This window comes from Janthinobacterium sp. GL_088 (assembly GCF_057837845.1).
In genome coordinates this window covers 2,990,548-3,012,963 of record NZ_CM174453.1, presented here as the reverse complement: position 1 = coordinate 3,012,963, position 22,416 = coordinate 2,990,548, and the positions used below count along the sequence as shown (strand labels likewise).

Annotated in this window: 18 protein-coding genes; 12 read left to right on the top strand and 6 right to left on the bottom strand. The window is 61.6% G+C overall.

Annotated features, from left to right (window positions below; genetic code table 11):
* The first annotated feature begins 4 nt into the window (after window positions 1-4).
* Window positions 5-385 carry a glycine cleavage system protein GcvH gene (gene gcvH, locus AC3IQ7_RS13785; RefSeq protein ID WP_035818129.1) on the top strand — a complete coding sequence of 127 codons (381 nt, stop codon included), beginning with the start codon at window positions 5-7 and terminating at the stop codon, window positions 383-385.
* Window positions 386-503: 118 nt separating this feature from the next.
* Window positions 504-3,404, top strand: a complete 2,901-nt coding sequence (gene gcvP / locus AC3IQ7_RS13780) for an aminomethyl-transferring glycine dehydrogenase (protein WP_489210135.1) — start codon at window positions 504-506, stop codon at window positions 3,402-3,404.
* 79 nt (window positions 3,405-3,483) lie between these two features.
* Here gcvP and AC3IQ7_RS13775 read toward each other — a convergent pair whose 3' ends face one another.
* Window positions 3,484-3,642: a hypothetical protein gene (locus tag AC3IQ7_RS13775; protein WP_158301322.1), complete on the bottom strand. Its 159-nt coding sequence runs from the start codon at window positions 3,640-3,642 to the stop codon at window positions 3,484-3,486.
* Window positions 3,643-3,805: 163 nt separating this feature from the next.
* Between AC3IQ7_RS13775 and AC3IQ7_RS13770 the strand changes: the two genes are divergently transcribed.
* From AC3IQ7_RS13770 to AC3IQ7_RS13750, 5 genes are all read left to right on the top strand, one after another.
* Window positions 3,806-5,023: a Bcr/CflA family efflux MFS transporter gene (locus AC3IQ7_RS13770; RefSeq protein WP_489210133.1), complete on the top strand. Its 1,218-nt coding sequence runs from the start codon at window positions 3,806-3,808 to the stop codon at window positions 5,021-5,023.
* A gap of 22 nt (window positions 5,024-5,045) precedes the next feature.
* Window positions 5,046-5,657: a TetR/AcrR family transcriptional regulator gene (locus AC3IQ7_RS13765; RefSeq protein ID WP_489210131.1), complete on the top strand. Its 612-nt coding sequence runs from the start codon at window positions 5,046-5,048 to the stop codon at window positions 5,655-5,657.
* A 394-nt stretch (window positions 5,658-6,051) separates the two neighbouring features.
* Complete coding sequence (gene mgtA / locus AC3IQ7_RS13760; protein WP_489210129.1) at window positions 6,052-8,736, top strand: magnesium-translocating P-type ATPase; 2,685 nt, start codon at window positions 6,052-6,054, stop codon at window positions 8,734-8,736.
* Window positions 8,737-8,772: 36 nt separating this feature from the next.
* Window positions 8,773-9,126, top strand: a complete 354-nt coding sequence (locus AC3IQ7_RS13755) for a hypothetical protein (RefSeq protein ID WP_489210127.1) — start codon at window positions 8,773-8,775, stop codon at window positions 9,124-9,126.
* A complete protein-coding gene (locus AC3IQ7_RS13750) occupies window positions 9,123-9,647 on the top strand; it encodes a ribonuclease HI family protein (protein ID WP_489210125.1) in 525 nt (174 codons plus the stop codon). Before AC3IQ7_RS13755 ends, AC3IQ7_RS13750 begins: the two co-directional genes overlap by 4 nt.
* Window position 9,648: 1 nt before the next feature.
* Here the strand turns inward: AC3IQ7_RS13750 and AC3IQ7_RS13745 are convergent, their stop codons facing one another.
* From AC3IQ7_RS13745 to AC3IQ7_RS13730, 4 genes are all read right to left on the bottom strand, one after another.
* Window positions 9,649-10,293, bottom strand: coding sequence for a hypothetical protein (locus AC3IQ7_RS13745; protein WP_489210123.1), 645 nt, complete (start codon window positions 10,291-10,293; stop codon window positions 9,649-9,651).
* A gap of 283 nt (window positions 10,294-10,576) precedes the next feature.
* Window positions 10,577-12,223, bottom strand: coding sequence for a methyl-accepting chemotaxis protein (locus tag AC3IQ7_RS13740; RefSeq protein WP_489210121.1), 1,647 nt, complete (start codon window positions 12,221-12,223; stop codon window positions 10,577-10,579).
* 73 nt (window positions 12,224-12,296) lie between these two features.
* Window positions 12,297-13,904 carry a methyl-accepting chemotaxis protein gene (locus AC3IQ7_RS13735; protein ID WP_099379882.1) on the bottom strand — a complete coding sequence of 536 codons (1,608 nt, stop codon included), beginning with the start codon at window positions 13,902-13,904 and terminating at the stop codon, window positions 12,297-12,299.
* 230 nt (window positions 13,905-14,134) lie between these two features.
* Complete coding sequence (locus tag AC3IQ7_RS13730; protein WP_034752308.1) at window positions 14,135-14,626, bottom strand: chemotaxis protein CheW; 492 nt, start codon at window positions 14,624-14,626, stop codon at window positions 14,135-14,137.
* Between the two features lie 296 nt (window positions 14,627-14,922).
* On the opposite strand from AC3IQ7_RS13730, the gene AC3IQ7_RS13725 reads away from it, so the two are divergent.
* The 4 genes from AC3IQ7_RS13725 to AC3IQ7_RS13710 all read left to right on the top strand — a co-directional run bounded on the left by AC3IQ7_RS13725 (window position 14,923) and on the right by AC3IQ7_RS13710 (window position 18,962).
* Complete coding sequence (locus AC3IQ7_RS13725) at window positions 14,923-15,570, top strand: HD domain-containing protein (RefSeq protein ID WP_489210118.1); 648 nt, start codon at window positions 14,923-14,925, stop codon at window positions 15,568-15,570.
* A gap of 321 nt (window positions 15,571-15,891) precedes the next feature.
* Entirely contained in the window at window positions 15,892-17,175 is a 1,284-nt protein-coding gene (locus tag AC3IQ7_RS13720; protein WP_322427305.1) for a TCR/Tet family MFS transporter, read from the top strand.
* Between the two features lie 100 nt (window positions 17,176-17,275).
* Window positions 17,276-18,097, top strand: a complete 822-nt coding sequence (locus AC3IQ7_RS13715; protein WP_099379884.1) for a substrate-binding periplasmic protein — start codon at window positions 17,276-17,278, stop codon at window positions 18,095-18,097.
* Window positions 18,098-18,104: 7 nt separating this feature from the next.
* Entirely contained in the window at window positions 18,105-18,962 is an 858-nt protein-coding gene (locus tag AC3IQ7_RS13710) for an EamA family transporter (RefSeq protein ID WP_489210115.1), read from the top strand.
* Here the strand turns inward: AC3IQ7_RS13710 and AC3IQ7_RS13705 are convergent.
* On the bottom strand, window positions 18,959-20,938 hold the full coding sequence (locus AC3IQ7_RS13705) for a CocE/NonD family hydrolase (RefSeq protein ID WP_489210113.1): 1,980 nt from the start codon (window positions 20,936-20,938) through the stop codon (window positions 18,959-18,961). The genes AC3IQ7_RS13710 and AC3IQ7_RS13705 overlap by 4 nt on opposite strands.
* Before the next feature lie 297 nt (window positions 20,939-21,235).
* Between AC3IQ7_RS13705 and trpS the strand changes: the two genes are divergently transcribed.
* Complete coding sequence (gene trpS, locus AC3IQ7_RS13700) at window positions 21,236-22,312, top strand: tryptophan--tRNA ligase (protein ID WP_233516294.1); 1,077 nt, start codon at window positions 21,236-21,238, stop codon at window positions 22,310-22,312.
* Window positions 22,313-22,416 lie beyond the last annotated feature (104 nt).

Below are 22,416 nucleotides of genomic sequence, written 5' to 3'. Positions count from 1 at the left end.
ACACATGAACATTCCTGCAGACCTGAAGTACACCGCTTCCCACGAATGGGTACGCCTTGAAGGCGACGGCACGATCACCGTCGGCATCACCGAGTACGCGCAGGACGCCCTGGGCGACATCGTCTTCGTCGAACTGCCAACCGTGGGCAATACCTACGGCGCCGGCGACGACGCCGCCGTGGTGGAGTCGGTCAAGGCAGCGAGCGACATCTACGCACCGATCGCCGGCGAAGTCGTGGCCGTCAACGACGACGTAGTCAACTCGCCTGAGTCGATCAACGCCGACGCCTACGCGAACTGGCTGTTCAAGATCAAGCCAGCCGACGTGTCGGCCCTGGACGGCTTGCTCGACGCTGCCGCCTATGGCGCCACCACCAGCGCGTAATCGCGTTTGACTCACGGGCCGCAATCGCGGCCCGTTTGCATTTAATTTTGTAGCTATGCCCCGGCGCTGCGCCCGCGCGCCGCATCCCGGTTTTTCAGTCTTTTTTGGCCTCTATATCATGACCCGCACCAGCCTGACCCAACTCGAAGCACGCGATGCCTTCATCGCCCGCCACATCGGCCCCTCTTCCACCGAACAGCAAGCCATGCTGGCGACCCTCGGCTATCCATCGCGCGCCGCGCTGATCGACGCCCTGGTGCCGGCCAACATCCGCAACAAGGGCGCCCTGCCATTGGGCGCGTATTCGCAGCCGATGCCGGAACAGGAAGCCCTGTCGCGCCTGAAAGCCATCGCCGGCAAGAACCAGGTGCTCAAATCCCTGATCGGCCAGGGCTACTACAACACGTTCACCCCTGGCGTCGTGCTGCGCAACATCTTTGAAAATCCCGCCTGGTACACGGCGTACACGCCTTACCAGCCTGAGATTTCGCAAGGCCGCCTGGAAGCGATCCTGAACTTCCAGCAAGTGATCACGGACCTGACCGGCATGGGCATCTCGAACGCCTCGATGCTGGACGAAGGCACGGCCGCCGCTGAAGCGATGACATTGATCCAGCGTGTGGGCAAGTCGAAGTCGACCGTACTGTACGTCGCCAATGACGTGCTGCCGCAAACGCTGGAAGTGGTGCAAACGCGCGCCCAGCCGATCGGCATCGAAGTGCGTACCTTCGACCCTGCGGAAATCGAGTCGCTGGACGCCTGCTTCGGCGTGCTGCTGCAATACCCTGGCGTGAACGGTGTCGTGCGCGACTACCGCGCCGGCGTGGAAAAACTGCACGCGAATGGCGCCATGGTCATCGTCGCGGCCGACCTGCTGGCCCTGACCATGCTCACGCCACCGGGCGAATGGGGCGCCGACGTCGTAGTCGGCAACAGCCAGCGCTTCGGCGTGCCGCTCGGTTTCGGCGGTCCGCACGCGGGCTATCTGTCCACGCGCGATGAATTCAAGCGCAATATGTCGGGCCGCCTGGTGGGCGTGACCGTCGATGCGCAAGGCAACAAGGCGTACCGCCTGGCTCTGCAAACGCGCGAACAGCATATCCGCCGCGAAAAAGCGACGTCCAACATCTGCACGGCGCAAGTGCTGCTGGCCGTGATGGCCTCGATGTACGCCGTCTACCACGGCCCTGCCGGCCTGCTGCAGATCGCCCAACGCGTGCACCGCTTTACGGGCGTGCTGGCCGCCAACCTGAAGACCCTAGGCTACGGCGTCGTCAACGCAAGCTACTTCGACACCCTGACCATCAACGTTGCCGATGCGGCGCAACTGCACGCGACGGCCATGCACCACGGCGTCAACCTGCGCAAGATCGACAACACCCATGTCGGCGTGTCGCTCGACGAAACCACCACGCGCGACGATATCGCGCTGTTGTGGAAAGTGTTCGCGCACGGCCTGGTCAACGCGCCTGCCGCGCCTGACCTGGACGCCGTTGAAGCAGCCGTGACCAGCGCGCTGCCGGCCAACCTGGCACGCGAGAGCGCCTACCTGACCCACCCCGTCTTCAACAGCTACCACTCGGAACACGAAATGCTGCGCTACCTGCGCAGCCTGGCCGACAAGGACCTGGCGCTGGACCGCACCATGATCCCGCTCGGCTCGTGCACCATGAAGCTGAACGCCACGTCAGAAATGATTCCCGTCACCTGGCCCGAGTTTTCCAACATCCACCCGTTCGCGCCGGATGCGCAAACGGTCGGCTACCGCGAAATGATCTCGCAGCTGGAAGAAATGCTGTGCGCGCTGACGGGCTACGCGGCCGTCTCGCTGCAGCCGAACGCCGGCTCGCAGGGTGAATACGCGGGTCTGCTGGTGATCAAGGCGTATCACGAGTCGCGCGGCGAAGGCCACCGCAACATCTGCCTGATTCCCTCGTCGGCGCACGGCACCAACCCTGCCTCGGCCAACATGGTCGGCATGCAGGTCGTCGTCACCAGCTGCGACGCCAACGGCAACGTGGACCTGGCCGACCTGAAAGCGAAAGCGGAAAAGCACAGCGCCAACCTGGCTTGCGTGATGGTCACCTACCCATCCACCCACGGCGTGTTCGAAGAAGGTATCCAGGAACTGTGCGAAATCATCCACGCGCATGGCGGCCAGGTCTACATCGACGGCGCCAACATGAACGCGCTGGTCGGCGTGGCCGCTCCCGGCTCGTTCGGCGGCGACGTGTCGCACCTGAACCTGCACAAAACCTTCTGCATCCCGCACGGCGGTGGCGGACCAGGCGTCGGCCCGATCGGCGTGGGCGCCCACCTGGCGAAATTCCTGCCGAACCAGCGTTCCTCGGGCTACCAGCGCGACGCGGCAGGCATCGGCGCCGTCAGCGCCGCGCCATTCGGCTCGGCCAGCATCCTGCCAATTTCGTGGATGTATATCGCCATGATGGGCGCGGAGGGATTAACGGCAGCGACCGAGACGGCGATCCTGGCGGCGAACTACATTGCGCGCCGCCTGGCGCCGCACTACCCTGTGCTGTACTCGGGCCACGACGGCCTGGTCGCGCACGAATGCATCCTGGACCTGCGCCCGATCACGGACGCCACCGGCATCAGCAACGAAGACGTGGCCAAGCGTTTGATGGACTTCGGCTTCCATGCGCCGACCATGAGCTTCCCCGTGCCGGGCACCCTGATGATCGAGCCGACGGAAAGCGAATCGAAAGTGGAGATCGACCGCTTCATCGACGCCATGATCGCCATCCGCGCGGAAATCGCCAAGGTCGCCAGCGGCGAATTCGACCACGACGACAACCCTTTGAAAAACGCGCCGCATACGGCACAGGTATTGATGTCGGACAAATGGGAACGCAAGTACAGCCGTGAAATCGCGGCCTACCCCGTCACTTCCCTGCGCCAGCGCAAATACTGGCCACCGGTCGGCCGCGCCGACAACGTGTACGGCGACCGCAACCTGTTCTGCGGTTGTGCGCCAATCAGTTCTTATGAAGAAGAGTAAACGCCATTTGCCCGGCTAGCCGGGCAAGAGGAAAACAGCACGGCAGGCCGCAGGGTCTGCCGTTTTTTTATGCGCCGCCCTACAACGCCAGCAAGGCCGCGCCCGGCAAGCCCAGCACGGTGCCCAGTATCGTCAGCAACATGACATCGCGCCGTTCGCAGCGGGCGCGGTGCGAGCTCCAGGCGGCAAACAGCAGCGCGACAGCCACGCCGCTGAGCGCAATTCCCACTTCCGTCATGCCGTCTCCCCCACCGGCGGCAACGCGCCCGTCATTGTTTCTTCTTTCATCGGCCCATCCTTTTCATTGATTGAACAAGCTACCTACCGGTAGGCAGTAAGTGTACAATAAAAAACACGGCGGCGTCCATGCCCCGTTTTTTTGACGACACGAAGGAAGCGCAATGCAGCAGCAAACCACTCTCCCCGCCGCCAGTCTCGGGCTGGCGGCTTCCCTGGCCCTGGTGGCCGTGCTCGGTCCGGCCGGCATCGACATGTACCTTGCCTCGATGCCAGCCATGGCGCGCGAGCTGCATACCTCGTATGCGAATGTGCAGCTGAGCCTGACCGTTTTCCTGCTGGCCCTGGGCGGCGGGCAATTGCTGTGCGGCCCGCTGACGGACATGCTGGGCCGGCGCCGTCCGTTGCTGGCCGGCATCGGCGTCTACATCGTGGCGGCCGTGTGGGCATCGCAGGCGGATCACCTGAGCACCCTGCTGCTGGCGCGCTTGCTGCAAGGCCTGGGCGCCGCGCTGACCCTGGTCGTGGTGATGAGCATGGTGCGCGACGTGGCTGATGGCGTCAAAGCGGCGCAGCTGTTTGCCCTCCTGATGACCATCGTCGGCCTGGCGCCCGTGCTGGCGCCCGCCGTGGGCGGCTTGCTCGACGCCCATTACGGCTGGCGCGCCGTGATGCTGGCTCTGGCCACGCTGGGTGTCTTGACCCTGCTCAATAGCGCGCTGTTCCTGCCCGAAACCTTGCCGCTGAAGAAGCGCGTTTCGCCGAAAGGCATGCACCACACCTATGCGCGCATCGCGCTGGAGCGCGCCTTCCTGCTGCCCGCGCTGGCCCTGTCTGCCACTTTCTTCTTCCTGTTTGCGTATATCGGCGGGGCGTCGCTCGTGTACCAGCGCGATTTCGGCCTGTCCGCCGGCAACTTCGGCCTCGTCTTCGGCGCCACCGGCGTGGCCGTGCTGCTAGGTGCGATGGCCAGCGGCCGTCTGGTGGAAAAGCACGGCGTGGCGCGCCTGAGCGTGGCGGGCAGCGTGGCCATGCTGGGCGGCGCGGCATTTGCCCTGCTCGGCGCGTGGGCGGGAGGGGGAATAACGGCCGTCGTGCCGGGCATGTTCGTGGCCCTGTTTGGCCTGGGCATCGCGGAAGCGGCGCTGATGGCCATGGCCATGGGTTCGCAGCAGCGCGCGCTCGGCTCCACGGCCGCCCTGCTGGGCGCCATCCAGATGACCTTGTCGTCCCTGGCCACGCCGCTGGCGGCCAGCCTGTCCGAATGGGGGCCGCTGCCCTGGCTGCTGTTCTTGACCGTGGCCGGCCTGCTGGTATCATGGCTGACCCTGGCCACTGCGCGCGTCCATCCGGTCCATGCCAGCAGCCTGGGAGCGCACTGACGCCTCACCCACTTTCACCCCCATGATGAAAAAACGCTCGGCTTCGGCCGATAACATCTGTGCCGTCGCTGTCGTCCACTTTTCGGAACACGGCTACGACGCTTCGTCCCTCAGCGACATCGCCGCGCAGGCGGGCATGCGCAAGGCTTCGCTGTATTCGCACTTCGCCGGCAAGGACGCCCTGTTTCTGGACGTGTTTGCCGACGCCCTTGCCGAAGAGCAAGCCTTCATGGATGCCTGCTTCGCCGACGAAGCGGCGCTGGCGGCGCCCGGCGGCCAGCAAGCTGGCGCCCTGTACTGCGACCGCATGGCGCAGCGCTATGCCGATTCGGCCCATTTGCGCTTTTTGCTGCGCACGGCGTATTTGCCGCCCGCGCCCCTGCGCGTCGAAGTCGGCACGGGCTACGAAGCCTTGCTGGCGCAGCTGCAGCGGCTTTACGTGGCCAGCCTCGGCCGGCTGGCGCCCGCCTTGGCGCCGCAGCGCGTCGAGCTGTATGCGCAAGCTTACCTGGGCATCGTCGACAGCCTGCACGTGGAACTGATTTACGCGGGCGGCGCCGCGCTGCAGCAGCGCCACGCAGCCCTATGGCATATCCTGTCCGATTCGCTGGCGCTGGCGGCGCAACACGGCTGAGCATGCGGCTAGCAACAGCCACATTACACTTTGGAAACCTAAGATTTCTTCAGTTGACACTCTTGCAGCGCATCCATAAGATGCCCTCATTATTCATTTACGGAGTCCCACGTGGGTACTTGTTCTAGTGACAGTAGCCGATCTTGTATCGGTGATTGCCTCGGCAGCTAAACAGCAAGCAACGCGGAACTCTCTTTACTCCGTGCCTTGCTGAGCAAGGTGCGGTGTCTCGCGCGGCCAGTCCGGCTGCGCGCCTCCCCCCTCTTTCCGATCGCGACCGGCTACTGACCCGGATTGCCCGCCAGCGCCATGCTTCGTCATGCCGCGTTGGCGGCGCGCAAGTCTTGCCTGCGGCTGCGCCGCCCGTCAACACCTCGTCGTGAAAGGAAGAGCCATGAATCTCTTCACCCGCTTATTCGAATCGTTCCTGCGCAAGCGCCATACGGCCGGCAACTTCCGCCGCCGCGCCATGCCGCTGGAAAACAGCACGGCCCGCCCCGTGCCCGACCACCTGGCACGCCAGCTGCTGGCCGCCGCCCATGAAGACCTGGACAGCGCCCTGAATCGCCTGCACACGCGCCTGGAAGGCTTGCGCGATGCCGAAGCGCAAGTGATCGGCGCGCAGACGGGACCGAACGAGGTCGAGCATGAAAAACCGCTGGCCTGGTACCAGCACCTGTGGCTGTGCTACAAGAACCCGTTCAACCTGCTGCTCACCGTGCTGGCCATCGTTTCCTACCTGACGGAAGACCCGAAGGCGACCATCGTCATCGGCACCATGGTGATCCTGTCGACCCTGTTGCGCTTCGTGCAGGAAGGCCGCTCGAACCGGGCCGCCGAGCGCCTGAAAGCCATGGTCAGCAACACGGCCACCGTGCTGCGCAATGGCCAGCAGATCGAACTGCCCATCCGCCAACTGGTGCAGGGCGACCTCATCGTGCTGTCGGCCGGCGACATGATTCCCGCCGACTGCCGCCTGCTGTCCGCAAAAGACCTGTTCGTCAGCCAGGCCGCCATGACGGGCGAATCCTTGCCAGTGGAAAAGATGGCCGAGCTGACCGACAGCGCAAACCGCGACCCGATGGAACTGGCCAATTTGCTGTTCATGGGCACCAACGTCATTTCAGGTGCCGCCACGGCGCTGGTCTTGGCGACCGGCAACCGCACCTATTTCGGCACCATCGCCACGCGCGTGACGGCCACCGAGCGCACGCCGACGGCGTTCGAAGCGGGCGTCAACAGCGTCAGCTGGCTCTTGATCCGCTTTGCCCTCGTGATGGCGCCGCTCGTGTTCCTCATCAATGGCTGGACCAAGGGCGACTGGATGGAAGCGTTCCTCTTCGCCCTGTCGGTGGCCGTGGGCCTGACGCCGGAAATGCTGCCCATGATCGTCACCAGCACTCTGGCCAAGGGTGCCGTGAAACTGTCGAAAAAGAAAGTCGTCGTCAAGCGCCTGGACGCCATCCAGAACTTCGGCGCCATGGATGTGCTGTGCACGGACAAGACGGGCACCTTGACGCAGGACAAGATCGTGCTCGAACGTCACACGGACGTGTTCGGCCAGCCGTCCGACGAAGTGCTGCAGTTCGCCTATTTGAACAGCCACTACCAGACGGGACTGAAAAACCTGCTGGACCGCGCCGTGCTCGACCATGTGGAACTGCAGACGGAAATGCAGCTGGCGCGCGACTACGTGAAAGTCGATGAAATCCCGTTTGATTTCGTGCGCCGTCGCATGTCCGTCGTCGTTTCTGAAAAGAATGACCACCATGAGCTGATCTGCAAGGGCGCCGTCGAGGAAATCCTCGCCGCCTGCAGCCATCTGCGCCTGGGCGGCGTAAATATTCCCCTCGATGCGGCCCTGCTGGACAAGGTGCTGGAAACGACGCATGGCCTGAATGCGGAAGGTTTACGGGTGGTGGCCGTGGCCGTCAAGGAAGTGCCGCCGCATAAAACCGTGTACGGCGTGGCCGATGAAGCGGCGCTGACCCTGATCGGTTATGTGGCCTTCCTCGATCCGCCGAAGGAATCGACGGCGCCCGCCCTGCGCGCGCTGGCGGAACATGGCGTCACCGTGAAAGTCTTGACGGGCGACAACCATCTCGTGACGGCAAAGATTTGCCGCGAAGTGGGCCTGGCCGTGCATGGCGTGCTGCAAGGCCCGCAACTGGACGACATGGACGACGCCACCCTGGCAAGGGCGGCAGAAGACAACACCGTGTTTGCCAAACTCAGCCCTCTGCACAAGGAACGCCTCGTGCGCGCCCTGCGCGGCAATGGCCACATCGTCGGCTTCATGGGCGACGGCATCAACGACGCGCCCGCCCTGCGCGCGGCCGACATCGGTATTTCCGTCGATTCGGCCGTCGATATCGCCAAGGAAGCGGCCGACATCATCCTGCTGGAAAAGAGCCTGATGGTGCTGGAAGAAGGCGTGCTGGAAGGCCGGCGCACCTTCAGCAACATGCTGAAATATATCCGCATGACGGCCAGCTCGAACTTCGGCAATGTGTTTTCCGTGCTGGTGGCCAGCGCCTTTTTGCCGTTTTTACCGATGCTGCCGCTGCACTTGCTGGTGCAAAACCTGTTGTATGACGTGTCGCAGATCGCCATTCCCTTCGACCATGTCGACGCCGAACTGATCCAGCAGCCTTTGAGCTGGAATCCGCGCGACATCGGCCGCTTCATGGTGTTTTTCGGGCCCATCAGCTCGATCTTCGACATCAGCACGTTTATCCTGATGTGGCATGTGTTTGGCGCGAACACGCCGGAGCAGCAAACCCTGTTCCAGTCCGGCTGGTTCGTCGTGGGCTTGCTGACGCAAACCCTGATCGTGCACCTGATCCGCACGCCCAAGCTGCCCTTCATCGACAGCATCGCGTCCGTGCCCCTACTGGTGGCCACGACCCTCATCATGGCCGTGGGCGTGTTCCTGCCGATGGGACCGCTGGCGAGCTACTTCAAGCTGCAAGCCTTGCCGCTGGGCTATTTCCCCTGGCTGCTGGGCATCCTCGTCTGCTACACGGTACTGACGACGTTCATGAAACGCGTGTATCTGCGCAAATTTGGCTGGCAATAGTATGATGAGCCGCTCTTCCCCTTAGAAAAGGCGCGCATGAGCGGCTCTCCCTCATCTTCATCCGTACCCAAACGCACGCAGGCCCTGCTGCTGTCAGCCCTCGTCTTTCCCGGCAGCGGGCATTTCCTGTTAGGCCGCAAGGCGCGCGGCTGCCTCTTCCTCTTGCCTGCGCTGGTCGCGCTGGTACTCGTATTGCGCCAGATCATGGCACGTTTGGACCAGGTAATGGCACAGCTCGACAGCGGCGCCCTGCCCCTCGACGTGCAGCTGATCGTGGAAAAAGTCGATGCGTTGTCGGCCAGTGATGGTCCCGCCATGACGGTGGCCGTTTGTGTGCTGGTGGCGTGCTGGATCGGCAGTCTGATCGACACCTTCCTGATCAAGCCATGACGCCGGAAGCAGTCGCGCGCAATGAACGCAAAAAACGCAAGGAAGCCAGGATGCAGGCGCGCCGCGCGCAGCTGGCGCTCAGCCGCCAGGACCATGGCGGTCCGCTGGCCTGGCGTGGCTGGTTCGACGGCTCAGCCCATCCGAATCCGGGCAAGCTGGGCATAGGCGCCCTGCTGCTGGGACCGAACGGCGAGCGCATCGAGGTGAGCGAGGCGGCCGGCTATGGCAGCAGCAGCGACGCGGAATATGCAGCCTTGACGGCCATGCTGCAGGCGGCGCTCGGCGTGCGCCCACCGCCCGTGCAACTGCTGCTGTACGGCGACAGCCAGGTGGTGATCAATGACGTGCTGGGAACGACGCCGGTCGGCGCCAAGGGGCTGGAAACGCAGCGGGCCACCGTAGTGGCCCTGCTGGAACAATTCACGGATGTGAGCTTGCGCTGGATTCCTCGCCACAGGAATGGCGAGGCGGATAAATTATCGCAAATGGCAATTGAAAAATACTATACATTGCCAAATTGAATCAACCCACATTGCCACCAGAAAAAATTTTCAATTCCAAAAAAACTTTTGCAATTACCGCAACAGATGATGAATAAATAAGACAGATCATCAAAGTAAAAAGCTCCATGTAAGCAAACATAAAAAAAGATGTAGCTTTTGGATTTTTATAAATAAGAATTTTTTTCAATCCATTACGTGGATTTGTATAAATAAATTCCTTGAAATTCAATTGCCGAAAGATACGAATACAGGCGATCGGAGCAGCCACCAAAAAAACAAGGAATGTAACGATTGGTGTCAACTCATTTTGGCTGCGGTTAAAAGCTGGAAGTACATCAGTATAAAATACCGTAATTGTTGCGGTAAAGGCAGCCTGCAAAAAAAAGGCAAATCCTAAAGTTGCGACTCCCCAAGACCCCAGAAAAATTGCAATTCGGATATTTTTCTTGCGGAAATTCGGACTCAGACGACTGTAAGAACGTTGAGTTTCAATTACTATAATGAGGAAAGCGGCAGTAAAAAATCCAAGGAAAAGATCAAAATAGATATTATCAGTTTTTGTTACGAAAAATGCTCCCGCAATAGAAACACATCGAAAAAAATATTTCCATAATATTTTCCTCTCTTCGGGTAACGACGTCCATACAAACTCTGTCAAACCCACACATTTTCTCATAGTCGTCTCATTCAATCGGTTTCATGCTAATACATTTTATATGGGGCCAATATCAATAATTGGTTCATTAGATGATCCCTAACAAAGATCTTGGCTGTCCGACCACAACTATTTGACCTTATCATGGGAAATTTGTTCAACATCCAAAATTTTTTGCGCAGACTATTTACCCTGAAACTTGGGTTAAAAGATCAGCATAATGAGGGAGCGCTCTCAAAAATAGAGAGCACTCTAGTCAATAAATAGCAGCAAAAAAGAACGAGGATGCCGATCAAGCGGCGCGGCCAATCTGCAATTTTCCTTGCGGCATCTTGACCGCCGGGCGCTTGCTACCACTCATCGCCTTCAAGCCGCCGGTGCCAGCCTGCTGCCCGTTAAGCTTAAACACGCTGACCACTTGCGCCAGGTTATGCGCCTGGTGCTGCATCGATTCGGCCGCCGCGGCCGATTCTTCCACCAGGGCCGCATTTTGTTGCGTCACTGCATCCATCTGGCCGATGGCGCGGTTGATCTCGTCGATGCCCACGCTTTGCTCGCTGCTGGCTGCCGTAATTTCCGTGATGATGTCGCTCACGCGCTGCACGCTGTCAACGATGTCGGTCATGGTCGAACCGGCTTGCGCTACCAGCATGCTGCCCGCGTTGACTTGCTCCACGGAAGCGCCGATCAGGGTCTTGATCTCTTTCGCGGCACTGGCCGAACGCTGGGCCAGGTTGCGCACCTCGGACGCCACGACGGCAAAGCCGCGGCCTTGTTCGCCGGCACGGGCCGCTTCCACGGCCGCGTTCAGGGCCAGGATATTCGTCTGGAAGGCGATGCCGTCAATCACGGAAATGATGTCGACGATCTTGTTCGACGAAGCGTTGATCGATTCCATCGTGCCCACCACTTGCGCCACGACTTCGCCGCCCTTGACGGCCACTTGCGCCGCCGAGGCCGCCAACTGGTTGGCCTGGCGGGCATTGTCCGCATTCTGTTTCACGGTGCTGGTCAGCTCTTCCATCGAAGACGCTGTTTCCTCCAGGGAACCAGCCTGCTCTTCCGTACGGGAAGACAGGTCCTGGTTGCCGGCGGCGATCTGCGTCGACGAGGTGGCGATGCTGTCCGTGCCGCTGCGCACTTCGCCCACGATATTGAGCAGGCTCGTGTTCATGTCCTTCAGGGCCAGCAAAAGTTGCCCCGTCTCATCCTTGGCGCTGGCGTCGATCTGCGCCGTCAAGTCGCCATCGGCCACCTTGCGGGCGATTTCCACGGCCGTGCGCAGGGGGCGCACGATGCCCGTCGTCAACAACCAGGCGCACACGACGCCAAAACCCAGCGCCAGCACGGCCAGGGTCAGCAGCAAGTTGCGGCTCGTCTTGGCGACTTCGTCGATCTCGCGCGCCGTCTTGTCGATGCTGGCGCGCTGGTGCTGCAGCATGTCGTTGACCACTTTCAGGTATTTCGTCGAACCGGGCACGAAGACGTTCTGGAAAGCTTGCTCCGCTTCCGCTTCCTGTCCATCCGCCTTCAGCTTCGACACTTGCGCGCGCGAGTCGAGGTAGACCTTGCGCTGTTCGCTCACCAGACGGAACAGTTCCTTTTCTTCCGGGCTGGAAATCAAGGCTTCGATTTTTTTTTGCAATTCACCCGATACGACGGACGATTGCTTGGCTTCTTCCGCAAAATACGCGCCCAGTGACGTGTCGCTGCTGCGCGCGATGGCCGTGGTGCGGCGCACACCGCTATCGATCTTGGAATACCAGTCGGAAATATAGCGTTCCTTCGCCAGCGGCAATTCCATCATGGTGCGCGTAGCCGTGGCCACGTCATGCAAGCGCCACACGCTGATACCCGTGATGAGCATGGAAAACAGCAAAATCACGGCAAAACCCAGGCCGAGGCGCACACCAATACTGACGTTTCTTAACAAATTCATGTGAATATCCTAAAAAAGCGGAACCAGACTATATAAAAGGGAGTTGCGGCTGCACGTGGCAGCCGCGGCGTCATCAGCGTTTGCCGATGCGCAAGGTGGTTTGCGGCGCAGCCGGGCGTTTCAGCGCCTGCTGGCCATTCAATTTAAAGACGCTGACGACTTGCGCCAGGTTGTGCGCCTGGTGCTGCATCGATTCGGCCGCCGCGGCCGATTCTTCCACCAGCGCCGCATTTTGTTGCGTCACGGCATCCATCTGGCCGATGGCGCGGTTGATCTCGTCGATGCCCACGCTTTGCTCGCTGCTGGCCGCCGTGATTTCCGTGATGATGTCGCTCACGCGCTGCACGCTGTCGACGATATCGTTCATGGTCGAACCGGCTTGCGCCACCAGCATGCTGCCCGCGTTGACTTGCTCCACGGAAGCGCCGATCAGGGTCTTGATCTCTTTCGCGGCACTGGCCGAACGCTGGGCCAGGTTGCGCACCTCGGACGCCACGACGGCAAAGCCGCGGCCCTGCTCACCGGCACGGGCCGCTTCCACGGCCGCGTTCAGGGCCAGGATATTCGTCTGGAAGGCGATGCCATCGATCACGGAAATAATGTCGACGATCTTGTTCGACGAAGCGTTGATCGATTCCATCGTGCCCACCACTTGCGCCACCACTTCGCCGCCCTTGACGGCCACTTGCGCCGCCGAGGCCGCCAACTGGTTGGCCTGGCGAGCATTGTCTGCATTCTGTTTCACGGTGCTGGTCAGCTCTTCCATCGAAGACGCTGTTTCCTCCAGGGAACCAGCCTGCTCTTCCGTACGGGAAGACAGGTCCTGGTTGCCGGCGGCAATCTGCGTCGACGAGGTGGCGATGCTGTCCGTGCCACTGCGCACTTCGCCCACGATATTGAGCAGGCTCGTGTTCATGTCCTTCAGGGCCAGCAAAAGTTGCCCCGTCTCATCCTTGGCGCTGGCGTCGATCTGCGCCGTCAAGTCGCCATCGGCCACCTTGCGCGCGATGTCCACGGCCGTGCGCAGGGGGCGCACGATGCCCATCGTCAAGACCCAGGCGCAGACGACGCCAAAAGCCAGCGCCAGCGCGGCCAGCACCAGCATCAGGTTGCGGCTGGCATTGGCGACGGCGTCGATCTCGCGCGCCGTCGTGTCGATGCTGGCGCGCTGGTGTTCCAGCAAGTCCTGCACCATCTTCTGGTATTTGGCGGCGGCCGGCACGAAGGTCTTTTCAAACACCTCATTGGCGGCATCGACCTGCGCTTCGCCTTTCAGCTTGTAGACCTGGTCACGCGAACTGATGTACACCTTGCGCTGTTCCAGCAAGCCCGCGAACATGGCTTTTTCCTCCGGCTTGTCGATCAGCGCCTCGATTTTCTTTTGCAGTTCGGCCGAGCTGGACGACGAAACTTTCGATTCTTCGGCGAAATAGCCGCTGAGCGAAGTGTCGCTGCTGCGAGCAATGGCGATGGTGCGGCGCACGGCGCTGTCGATGCGGCCGTACCAGTCGGAAATATAGCGTTCCTTCGCCAGCGGCTGCTCCATCATGACGCGCGTGGCGCTGGCCACGTCGTGCAGGCGCCAGACGCTGATGCCCGTAATGAGCATGGAAAACAGCAAAATCACGGCAAAACCGAGTCCGAGGCGGACACCGATGCTGACGTTGCGTAATAAATTCATGTGACTATCCTAAAAGGCCCTGCCGTCAGCCTGAGAACAAGCTGACGATCTCGCTCATGGGCGGGCGCTGGCTGGCCGCTGTAGCGAATTGGCGTGACAAGTGAAACTGGCGCACGGTTCGGCTGAACCGTGCGCCAGGAAAGGCGCTAGCGTGCGCCTTGCAGAAAAATCAAGCAATGCCGAGAGTCAATTGTTTCCGACAAATCCAGTCAAAATGACCGCGGCGAGAATTAAGCGGCTAATTTTTCGATCAAGCCCATGTCGGCGCTAGACATCAGCTGGTCGATATCGACCAGAATCAGCATGCGCTCATCGATGGTGCCCAGGCCGATCACGTATTCCGTGTTGATCGAACGGCCCATGTCCGGCGCCGGCTTGATCTGTTCCGGCATCAGGGTGGTGACGTCGGAGACGCGGTCGACGACCATGCCGACGACGCGGTTGCCGATATTGAGGATGATGACGACGGTGAACTGGTCATAGCTGGGCGTGCCCAGGTTGAACTTGATGCGCATGTCGACGATCGGCACGATGATGCCGCGCAGGTTGACCACGCCCTTGACGAACTCGGGCGCGTTGGCGATGCGGGTCGGCGTTTCATAGCTGCGGATTTCGCTGACTTTCTGGATGTCGATGCCATACTCTTCCTGGCCCAGGGTAAAAGCCAGGTATTCGGCAGCCTTGGCAACGGTTGCGCCAGTGTCGCTGGAATTGGTGTTCATGATAATCCTTTAGTTAACTCGCCTGGGGCGCAGGCCAAGCATGCACGATGGCATGGCAGCCACTTGTATGTTTTTGCAAATACTTTCTCGCAATTAGCTTATGCTTCTAATTTCCGTGCGGCAATGTTACCCCATGTAAATTTTACATGCACTAAAAAAGAGCAATTGCTGGAATGATGATTTCTAAAAATACAATCTGTGTGGCAAATACGGCACGCCGGGACGCCGGACTGCCCGCCGCACGCGGCGGCGTTTTATGCCACACTGGCGGCCCCTGCTTTTTATGACTTTGAACCATGCACTCTTTGCTTTCTCAATGGCAACCTCACCTGCTGGCGCTGGCCACGGCCGGCCTGGGCGATGACGGCGCCCACGACCTCAACCACCTGCACCGCGTCTGGCGCAATGCCAGTGTCCTGCTGCAAGAGCATGCGGACGCGGACGCCCTCACCGTGATGGCCGCCTGCTACCTGCACGACCTCGTCAATCTGCCGAAAAACCACCCCGAGCGCCATCTGGCCTCGCGCCAGGCGGCGGCGCTGGCGTGCCGCCAACTGGCGGAACTGGATTTCCCGGCAGAAAAATTACCCGGCGTGGCCCACGCCATCGAGACGCACAGTTTTTCAGCCAATCTGCCGCCGCACACCATCGAAGCGCAAATCGTGCAGGATGCAGACCGCATCGACGCCCTGGGTGCCGTGGGACTGGCGCGCCTGTTCTACACGGCCGCGCGCATGGATAGCGCGCTGGCGCATGGCACGGATCCGCTGGCGCAGCAGCGTCCGCTCGACGACAAGGCCTACGCCCTCGACCATATCGTCACCAAGCTCGACAAACTGCCTGGCAAGATGCAGACGGCGGCGGGCCGCGCGCTGGCCGAACAGCGGCTGGCCGTGCTGACGGATTTCCGCGCCGCCTTTGCCTGCGAGTGGGGAGTTAAGTAATCCTCGGGAAAATATTGTGAATTTATGACGAACAGAACTGGATGCTATGCAAGGCGCCCGCTGCGACGCAGTGCGAGTACTGCTAGCAGTGGGCAACGCCGCAGAGCGCCGGTTATGGAAGTCAGAAATCACGATAATTTATTGGGGGTTACTTAGTGCATAAACCCTGGTGGCGATAGCCAGCATGGCCCTTGCTGTCTATAATGCAAGGCTCAGCTATCGCGCCGCGCGCCAGCAAAAAACCTGCAACGCGCCGGCGCAACGCCAACAACTGAACCCCGCCAGCCGCACCGCGACGCGGGGTGCGCGCCGAAAGCATGCATGTCCGATAAAACCAGCCCCGACAGCCATTCCCCGTCACCGCCCGCCGCGCCCGCGCGCACCGGCAACCTCAATTTCATCCTCGTCTGCGTCTTCATCGACATGCTGGGCATCGGCCTGGTGGTGCCCGTGTTGCCCATCCTGATCGGCGACTTTGTCAACGGCAAGGATGAGCAAGCATTCTGGTACGGCATCATGGCGGCCGTCTTCGGCTTGCTGCAGTTCATCTTCATGCCCATGCTGGGCGCCATCAGCGACCGCGTGGGACGCCGTCCCGTGCTGCTGTATTCGATGGCCGGCATGGGCATCAACTTTCTCGCCACGGGCTGGGCGCCGAACCTGGCCTGCCTGTTCATCGGCCGCATCATCGGCGGCGTCTCGTCGGCCAGTATGTCGGTCGCGTCCGCCTATGCGTCCGACGTGTCCACGCCGGACAACCGCGCCAAGAGCTTCGGCAAGATCGGCGCCGCCTTTGGCCTGGGTTTTATTTGCGGCCCCATGCTGGGCGGTCTGCTGGGCGAAGTCAATCTGCACCTGCCGTTTTACGTGGCGGCGGGCCTGTCGGCGGCCAATTTCATCTACGGCTATTTCTGCGTGCCCGAGTCGCTGCGGCCCGGTCCGCGCGCGCCATTTACCTGGGCGCGCATCAACCCGTTTGCCGCCCTGCTGAAGCTGGTGCGCCGCGTGGAAATCCGCGGCCTGGTGCTGGCCTTCGGCCTGATGACGTTTGCGCAAATGATGCTCAACACCACCTGGGTGCTATATACCCATTTCCGCTTCGACTGGACGCCGCGCCAGAACGGCATCGCCCTGTTCTGCGTGGGCCTGTGCGCGGCCGTCGTGCAGGCGGGCTTGCTGGGCATACTCATCAAGCGCTTTGGCGAAGTGCGCCTGTCCCTGCTGGGCATGGCCTCGGGCGCACTCACCTATTTGCTGTACGGCCTGGCGACGCAGGGCTGGATGATGTATGCGCTGATCCTGTGCAACCTGCTGGCCTTTGCCGCCGGACCGGCCCTGCAAGGCATCATCTCGAAGTCATCGAACGCCAGCGAACAGGGAGAACTGATGGGTTCCCTGCAATCGATCAGCAGCCTGGGCATCATCATCATGCCTTTGCTCGGCAGCATGATCCTCGGCGAAGTGAGCCACTTGCCGCCGCAAGACTGGCGCATCGGCAGCACCTTCTACCTGTGCGCCATCATGCAAACCCTGGGCATCCTGGTGGCCTGGCGCTACTTCAAGGCGCAACGCCAGGCAAGACTTGTGGTTTCCACCACAAAGTAGGCGGCAAGATAATATTGCATTTGGGAAATTAATAGGCGAGAATGGGATAATCAGACGGGCGTTGCCGACGCCCGCGATTCGATGGTGAGCAAGGATGGGTATGACTGACTTTTATTCCAGCGCCTGGCGCCGGACCGTGGCCATGCTGGCGCTGGCGCTGCCATCGCTGGCGGGCGCGCAATGTTCGCGCGACATCCAGGTGCCCGTCTCGGCCATCGGCGCCAGCGTGGTGGTCAATGGCGCCACGATAGGCGGCATCTATCCCGACTTGCTGCGCGGCATGGGCGCCAAGCTCGGCTGCAATTTCATCTTCACGGCCGTGCCCCGCGCGCGGCTGGAAGCGATGTTCGAGACGGGCAAGGCAGACTTGCTGATCCCGGCCAGCAGCACCTTGCGGCGCGACCAGCATGGCCTGTTCATTCCCATGCTGGGCAGCCGCCCCCTGCTGATCTCGCTACAGGGCGCGCGCGCCCCCATCAACACCATGCAGGAATTGATCGAGCGGCGCGAATTGCGCGTGGCGCTCGTGCGCGGCTACGACTATGGCGCGCCGTACCAGGCGCTGGCGAAGGAGCTGAGCAGCCAGGGCCGCCTGTTTTATGAAGTCGACGCCCTGTCCGTGGCGCGTTTGATGCAAAGCGGCTTCATCGATGCCACCATCATGGCGCCCACCATCCTCGCCGGCGTGGCGCAAAACGATGCGCGCGTATATGGCCTGGCCGACCGCCTGCGCCTGGAAGCGCTGCCGGAGTTGCCGTGGGGCATGAGCGGTGTCTACCTGTCGCGCAAGTCGCTGACGGCGGAAGACCAGGCCACCCTGCGCGAACTGCTGGACAAGGCGGGCCGCTCCGGTTCCGTGATGGAAGGCTTCCAGCGCCATCACCGCCAGGAACTGTTGTCGCTGAGCATACGCCCCCGCTAAGGCCCGCATGTCCGGCCTTGTCGTCGCCGTCGTCCTGTTTGCCGCCCTGCTGCACGCCAGCTGGAACGCCATCGTCAAGTCGGGCAAGGATACCTTTCTCAGCACGGTGCTCGTTTCCGTGGGCGCGGCCCTGATTTCACTGGCCGTCTTACCCTTTGTTCATGCTCCCGCGCCCGCCAGCTGGCCCTACCTGGCCGCCTCGGCCGTGGCGCAGCTGGCCTATTACTCGCTGCTGGCGGCCGCCTACAAGGCGGGCGACATGAGCCATGCCTATCCCCTGATGCGCGGCAGCGCGCCGCTTATCGTCGCGCTGGCCAGCTGGCCACTGATCGGCGAGCGCCTGTCCGCCATGCAGATGGGCGCTGTCGCCTGCATCTGCGCGGGCATCCTCGGCTTGTATGTTGCCGCGCGCACCAGCACTATCGGCAAGGTGCCGAAAAGCACGGGCCACGCCACCGCCTTTGCGCTGGGCAACGCCTGCGTCATCGCCAGCTATACCCTGATCGACGGCATCGGCGTGCGCCTGTCCGGCGCGCCGGCCGCCTACACGATGTGGATTTTTGTCTTGAACGGCGCGGGACTGCTGCTGTGGACGGCGTTGCGCCGGCCCGCCGACCTGCTTGCGTATGCGCAAACACAATGGCGTTTGGCCGCCGTTGGCGGCTTCGGCACCCTCGCCTCGTATGGACTGGCCCTGTGGGCCATGACGCAGGCGCCCGTGGCCGCCATCGCGGCCCTGCGCGAAACGTCGATTTTGTTCGCCATCGCCATTGCGGCCCTGTTCCTGCGCGAAAAAATCAGCCCCCGCCGCTACCTGGCCATCAGCCTGATCGCGGCGGGAGCCATCCTCATGCGAATGGGCTAGCGCGCGTCGAGCGGCGCAATCGGCAACTCGATGGCGCTGGCAGCGCCTGTCGCGTGGTACACGCGCTGCGTCGCCTTTTTATAATCGCCTGGCTGGGCCAGGAAGATGTTCGGCACGAAGGTTTGCGGATTGCGGTCGTACAGGGGGAACCAGCTCGACTGCACTTGCACGGCGATGCGGTGGCCGGGCAGGAAGACGTGGTTCGCGTTCGGCAAGGCGAAACGGTAGCGCTCGACCTTACCGGCAGGAATCGCCGTCGGGTGTTCGAGGCTGTCCCGGTAGCGGCCACGGAAGATGTCCATCGCCACGCCCAGCTGGTAGCCGCCCATGGCCGGCTGCGACGGTACTTCATCGGGATACACGTCGATCAGCTTCACCACCCAGTCGGCATCCGTGCCGCTGGTGGCGGCGAACAGGTTGACCATCGGCGCGCCGGCGATGCGCACGGCCGTCTTCAACGGTTCGGAAACATAGCTGAGCACGTCGGTGCGGTCCGCATAGCCGCGCTGGTCGCTGACCAGCCATGGCTTCCACACGTCGCCATCGTTCAGGCGCACGGGACGGGGTACGAACGGCACGGGTTTCGCGGGATCGGCCACGTATTCGTCGAAGGCGCCTTCCGCCGCATCCGCAGCGCCCGATGGCGCCGCAAAGCCCAGCTTGGAGCCATCCTGCAGATAGATCGGCGTCAGCTTGATATCGCACGTCTCGCAGGCCAGCGGCCACTGCTGCAGGCGCTGCCACTGGTTCGTGCCGCTCTGATACGACACGACGGGCGCCGTGTTCGCTTCCGGCGCGCCATCCTTCAGGTATTGATTGAGGAATGGCTGCATGACTTTTTCGCGGAACTGGCGTGCCGTATCGCCGTCAAACTTCAGGGCGCCCAGACTGGAACCGTCATAATTGACGCCGCTGTGGCGCCACGGGCCGATGGCCAGGTAATTGAGGTTGTTGTGCTTGTCGCGCCCTTCCATCGCCGTGTAGGTGGCATAAGGGCCATAGATGTCTTCCTGGTCCCACTGCCCCACCACGTGCATGGTGGGCACGATCAGCGGGCGTTTCGCCAGGATTTTATCGAGCGCCTGCTCCTGCCAGTAACTGTCGTAGGCCGGATGCTCGAACAGTTTTTTCGTATAGGTCAGCTTGTCGATGCCAAATTTCTTCGCAAAGTCGCGCGCCGAGCCGATGCGCAGATACGCCTCGTAATCGTCGTAGACGCCCAGGGCCGGCGATTCGCCGCCGCCGCGCACGCTGGTCTGGCCGGCGATATACGACAGGCTGGGCATGCGGAAGGCGCCATTATGAAACCAATCGTCGCCGCGCCAGCCATCGACCATGGCGCTCATGGGCACAGCCACTTTCAGGGCCGGATGCGGATCGACCAGGGCCATCAGCACCGTGTGGCCTTCGTACGAGGAACCGAGCATGCCCACCTTGCCATTGCTTTCCGGCACGTTCTTGACGAGCCAGTCGATGGTGTCCCACGCATCCGTGACGTTGTCCACCTTGGTATTGTTCAGCGGGCCGCGCACGGGGCGCGTCATCACGTAATCGCCTTCCGAGCCATACTTGCCGCGCACATCCTGAAACACGCGGATGTAGCCGTTTTCCACCAGGGTATCGTCGCCCTGCGGCAAGGTGGCCAGCATGCTGGGGCTGGCCGTGCGCTGGGCGCGGCGGGCAGCGTTATAGGGCGTGCGCGTGAGCATGATCGGCGCTTTTTGCGCGCCCTTCGGCACGACGATCACCGTGTACAGCTTGACACCGTCGCGCATGGGGATCATCACCACGCGCTTGACGTAGTCGTTCAGGTCCGGCATCACCAGTTTGGCGCCGATATCGGGCGTCATCGGCGGCGTTTGCGGCGTTTGCAGCAGTCGTGGCGTTTGCGGCGTTTGCGCCAGCACTGGAGCGATGAACAAGGTACTGACAAGCAGGGCCAGGCCACTCAGGCGGATGGGGGATACAACAGGCATACACGTCTCCAAAAGATTCATATTGACAATAGTACCCGCAAAGCAAGTTTGACAGAAGTTCAGCCGCCACCTGCGCGGCAGATAAATCGGGGTGCAACTTGACAGAACGCGTGCGAACTGCAACCATAACGCCATGAAATTTATCCCTTCACAACACGCCTGCTTGAATTGGTGGTCCCGCTCACTTTCGCGCGGCCACTGCATAGTGATGTGAATTTGATCCACGCCGCCTCGATCGGTGGCGTAACAGGCTCAGCCTGGATCATCCCCGATGCAGGCGGCTCAAAAGGAAACTTGATGAGCTTGCCTAACACCCCAGACACCCCAGACCAGAATGACGCACCGGCGGCACCGCTGTCGGCCGCCGCCATCGCTTCGCAATCCGTGATCCTGACGGGCGACCGTCCGACCGGCCCCTTGCACCTGGGCCACTACGTGGGCAGCCTGCGCGACCGCGTCCGCTACCAGAACAGCTACAAGCAATTCATCATGCTGGCCGACGCGCAAGCGCTGACGGACAATATGGACGACATCGACAAGGTGCACCGCAATGTCGTCGAAGTGGCGCTCGATTACCTGGCCGTCGGCATCGACCCGACGAAAACCACGGTGTTCATCCAGTCGCAAATCCCGGAACTGGCCGAGCTGACCTTTTACTACCTGAACATCGTCACCGTGGCGCGCCTCGAGCGCAACCCCACCGTCAAGGAAGAAATCCGCCTGCGCGGCTTCGAACGCGACATCCCGGCCGGCTTCCTGACCTACCCTGCCAGCCAGGCGGCCGACATCACGGCCTTCAAGGCCGGCGTCGTGCCTGTGGGCGAAGACCAGATCCCGATGATCGAGCAAACGAATGAAATCGTGCGCCGCTTCAACCGCATGTACAACCGTGAAGTATTGATGGAATGCAAGGCGCTGGTGCCCGACATCGGCCGCCTGCCCGGCATCGACGGCAAGGCGAAGATGAGCAAGTCGCTGGGCAACACCATCAACCTGGGCGCGACCTCGGCCGAAATCACGGCTGCCGTGAAGAAAGTCTATACCGACCCGCTGCACCTACGCGTGGAAGACCCGGGCCACCTGGAAGGCAATATCGCGTTTACCTACCTGGATGCGTTTGACCCGGAAAAAGCGGCGCTGGCCGAAATGAAAGCCCATTACGTGCGCGGCGGCCTGGGCGACAGCATCGTCAAGAAGCGCCTGGACGTGGTCTTGCAGGAAATGCTGGCGCCGATCCGCGCCCGCCGCGAAGAGTTTGCCAAGGACAAGGGGCAAGTCATCCAGATGCTCAAGGAAGGCACCTTCAAGGCGCGCGAAGTAGCGGCCCGCACGGCCGATGAAGTCAAGTCGGCGCTGGGCCTGAACTACTTCTGATCGCCAGCAGCGAGCAAACTGATATAGCAAACTGATGCGCTCAGGCGGAGTCGGGTAAAATCCCGCTTTCGCCTGGGCGCAATTCGTTTGTCACCGTGGCACCA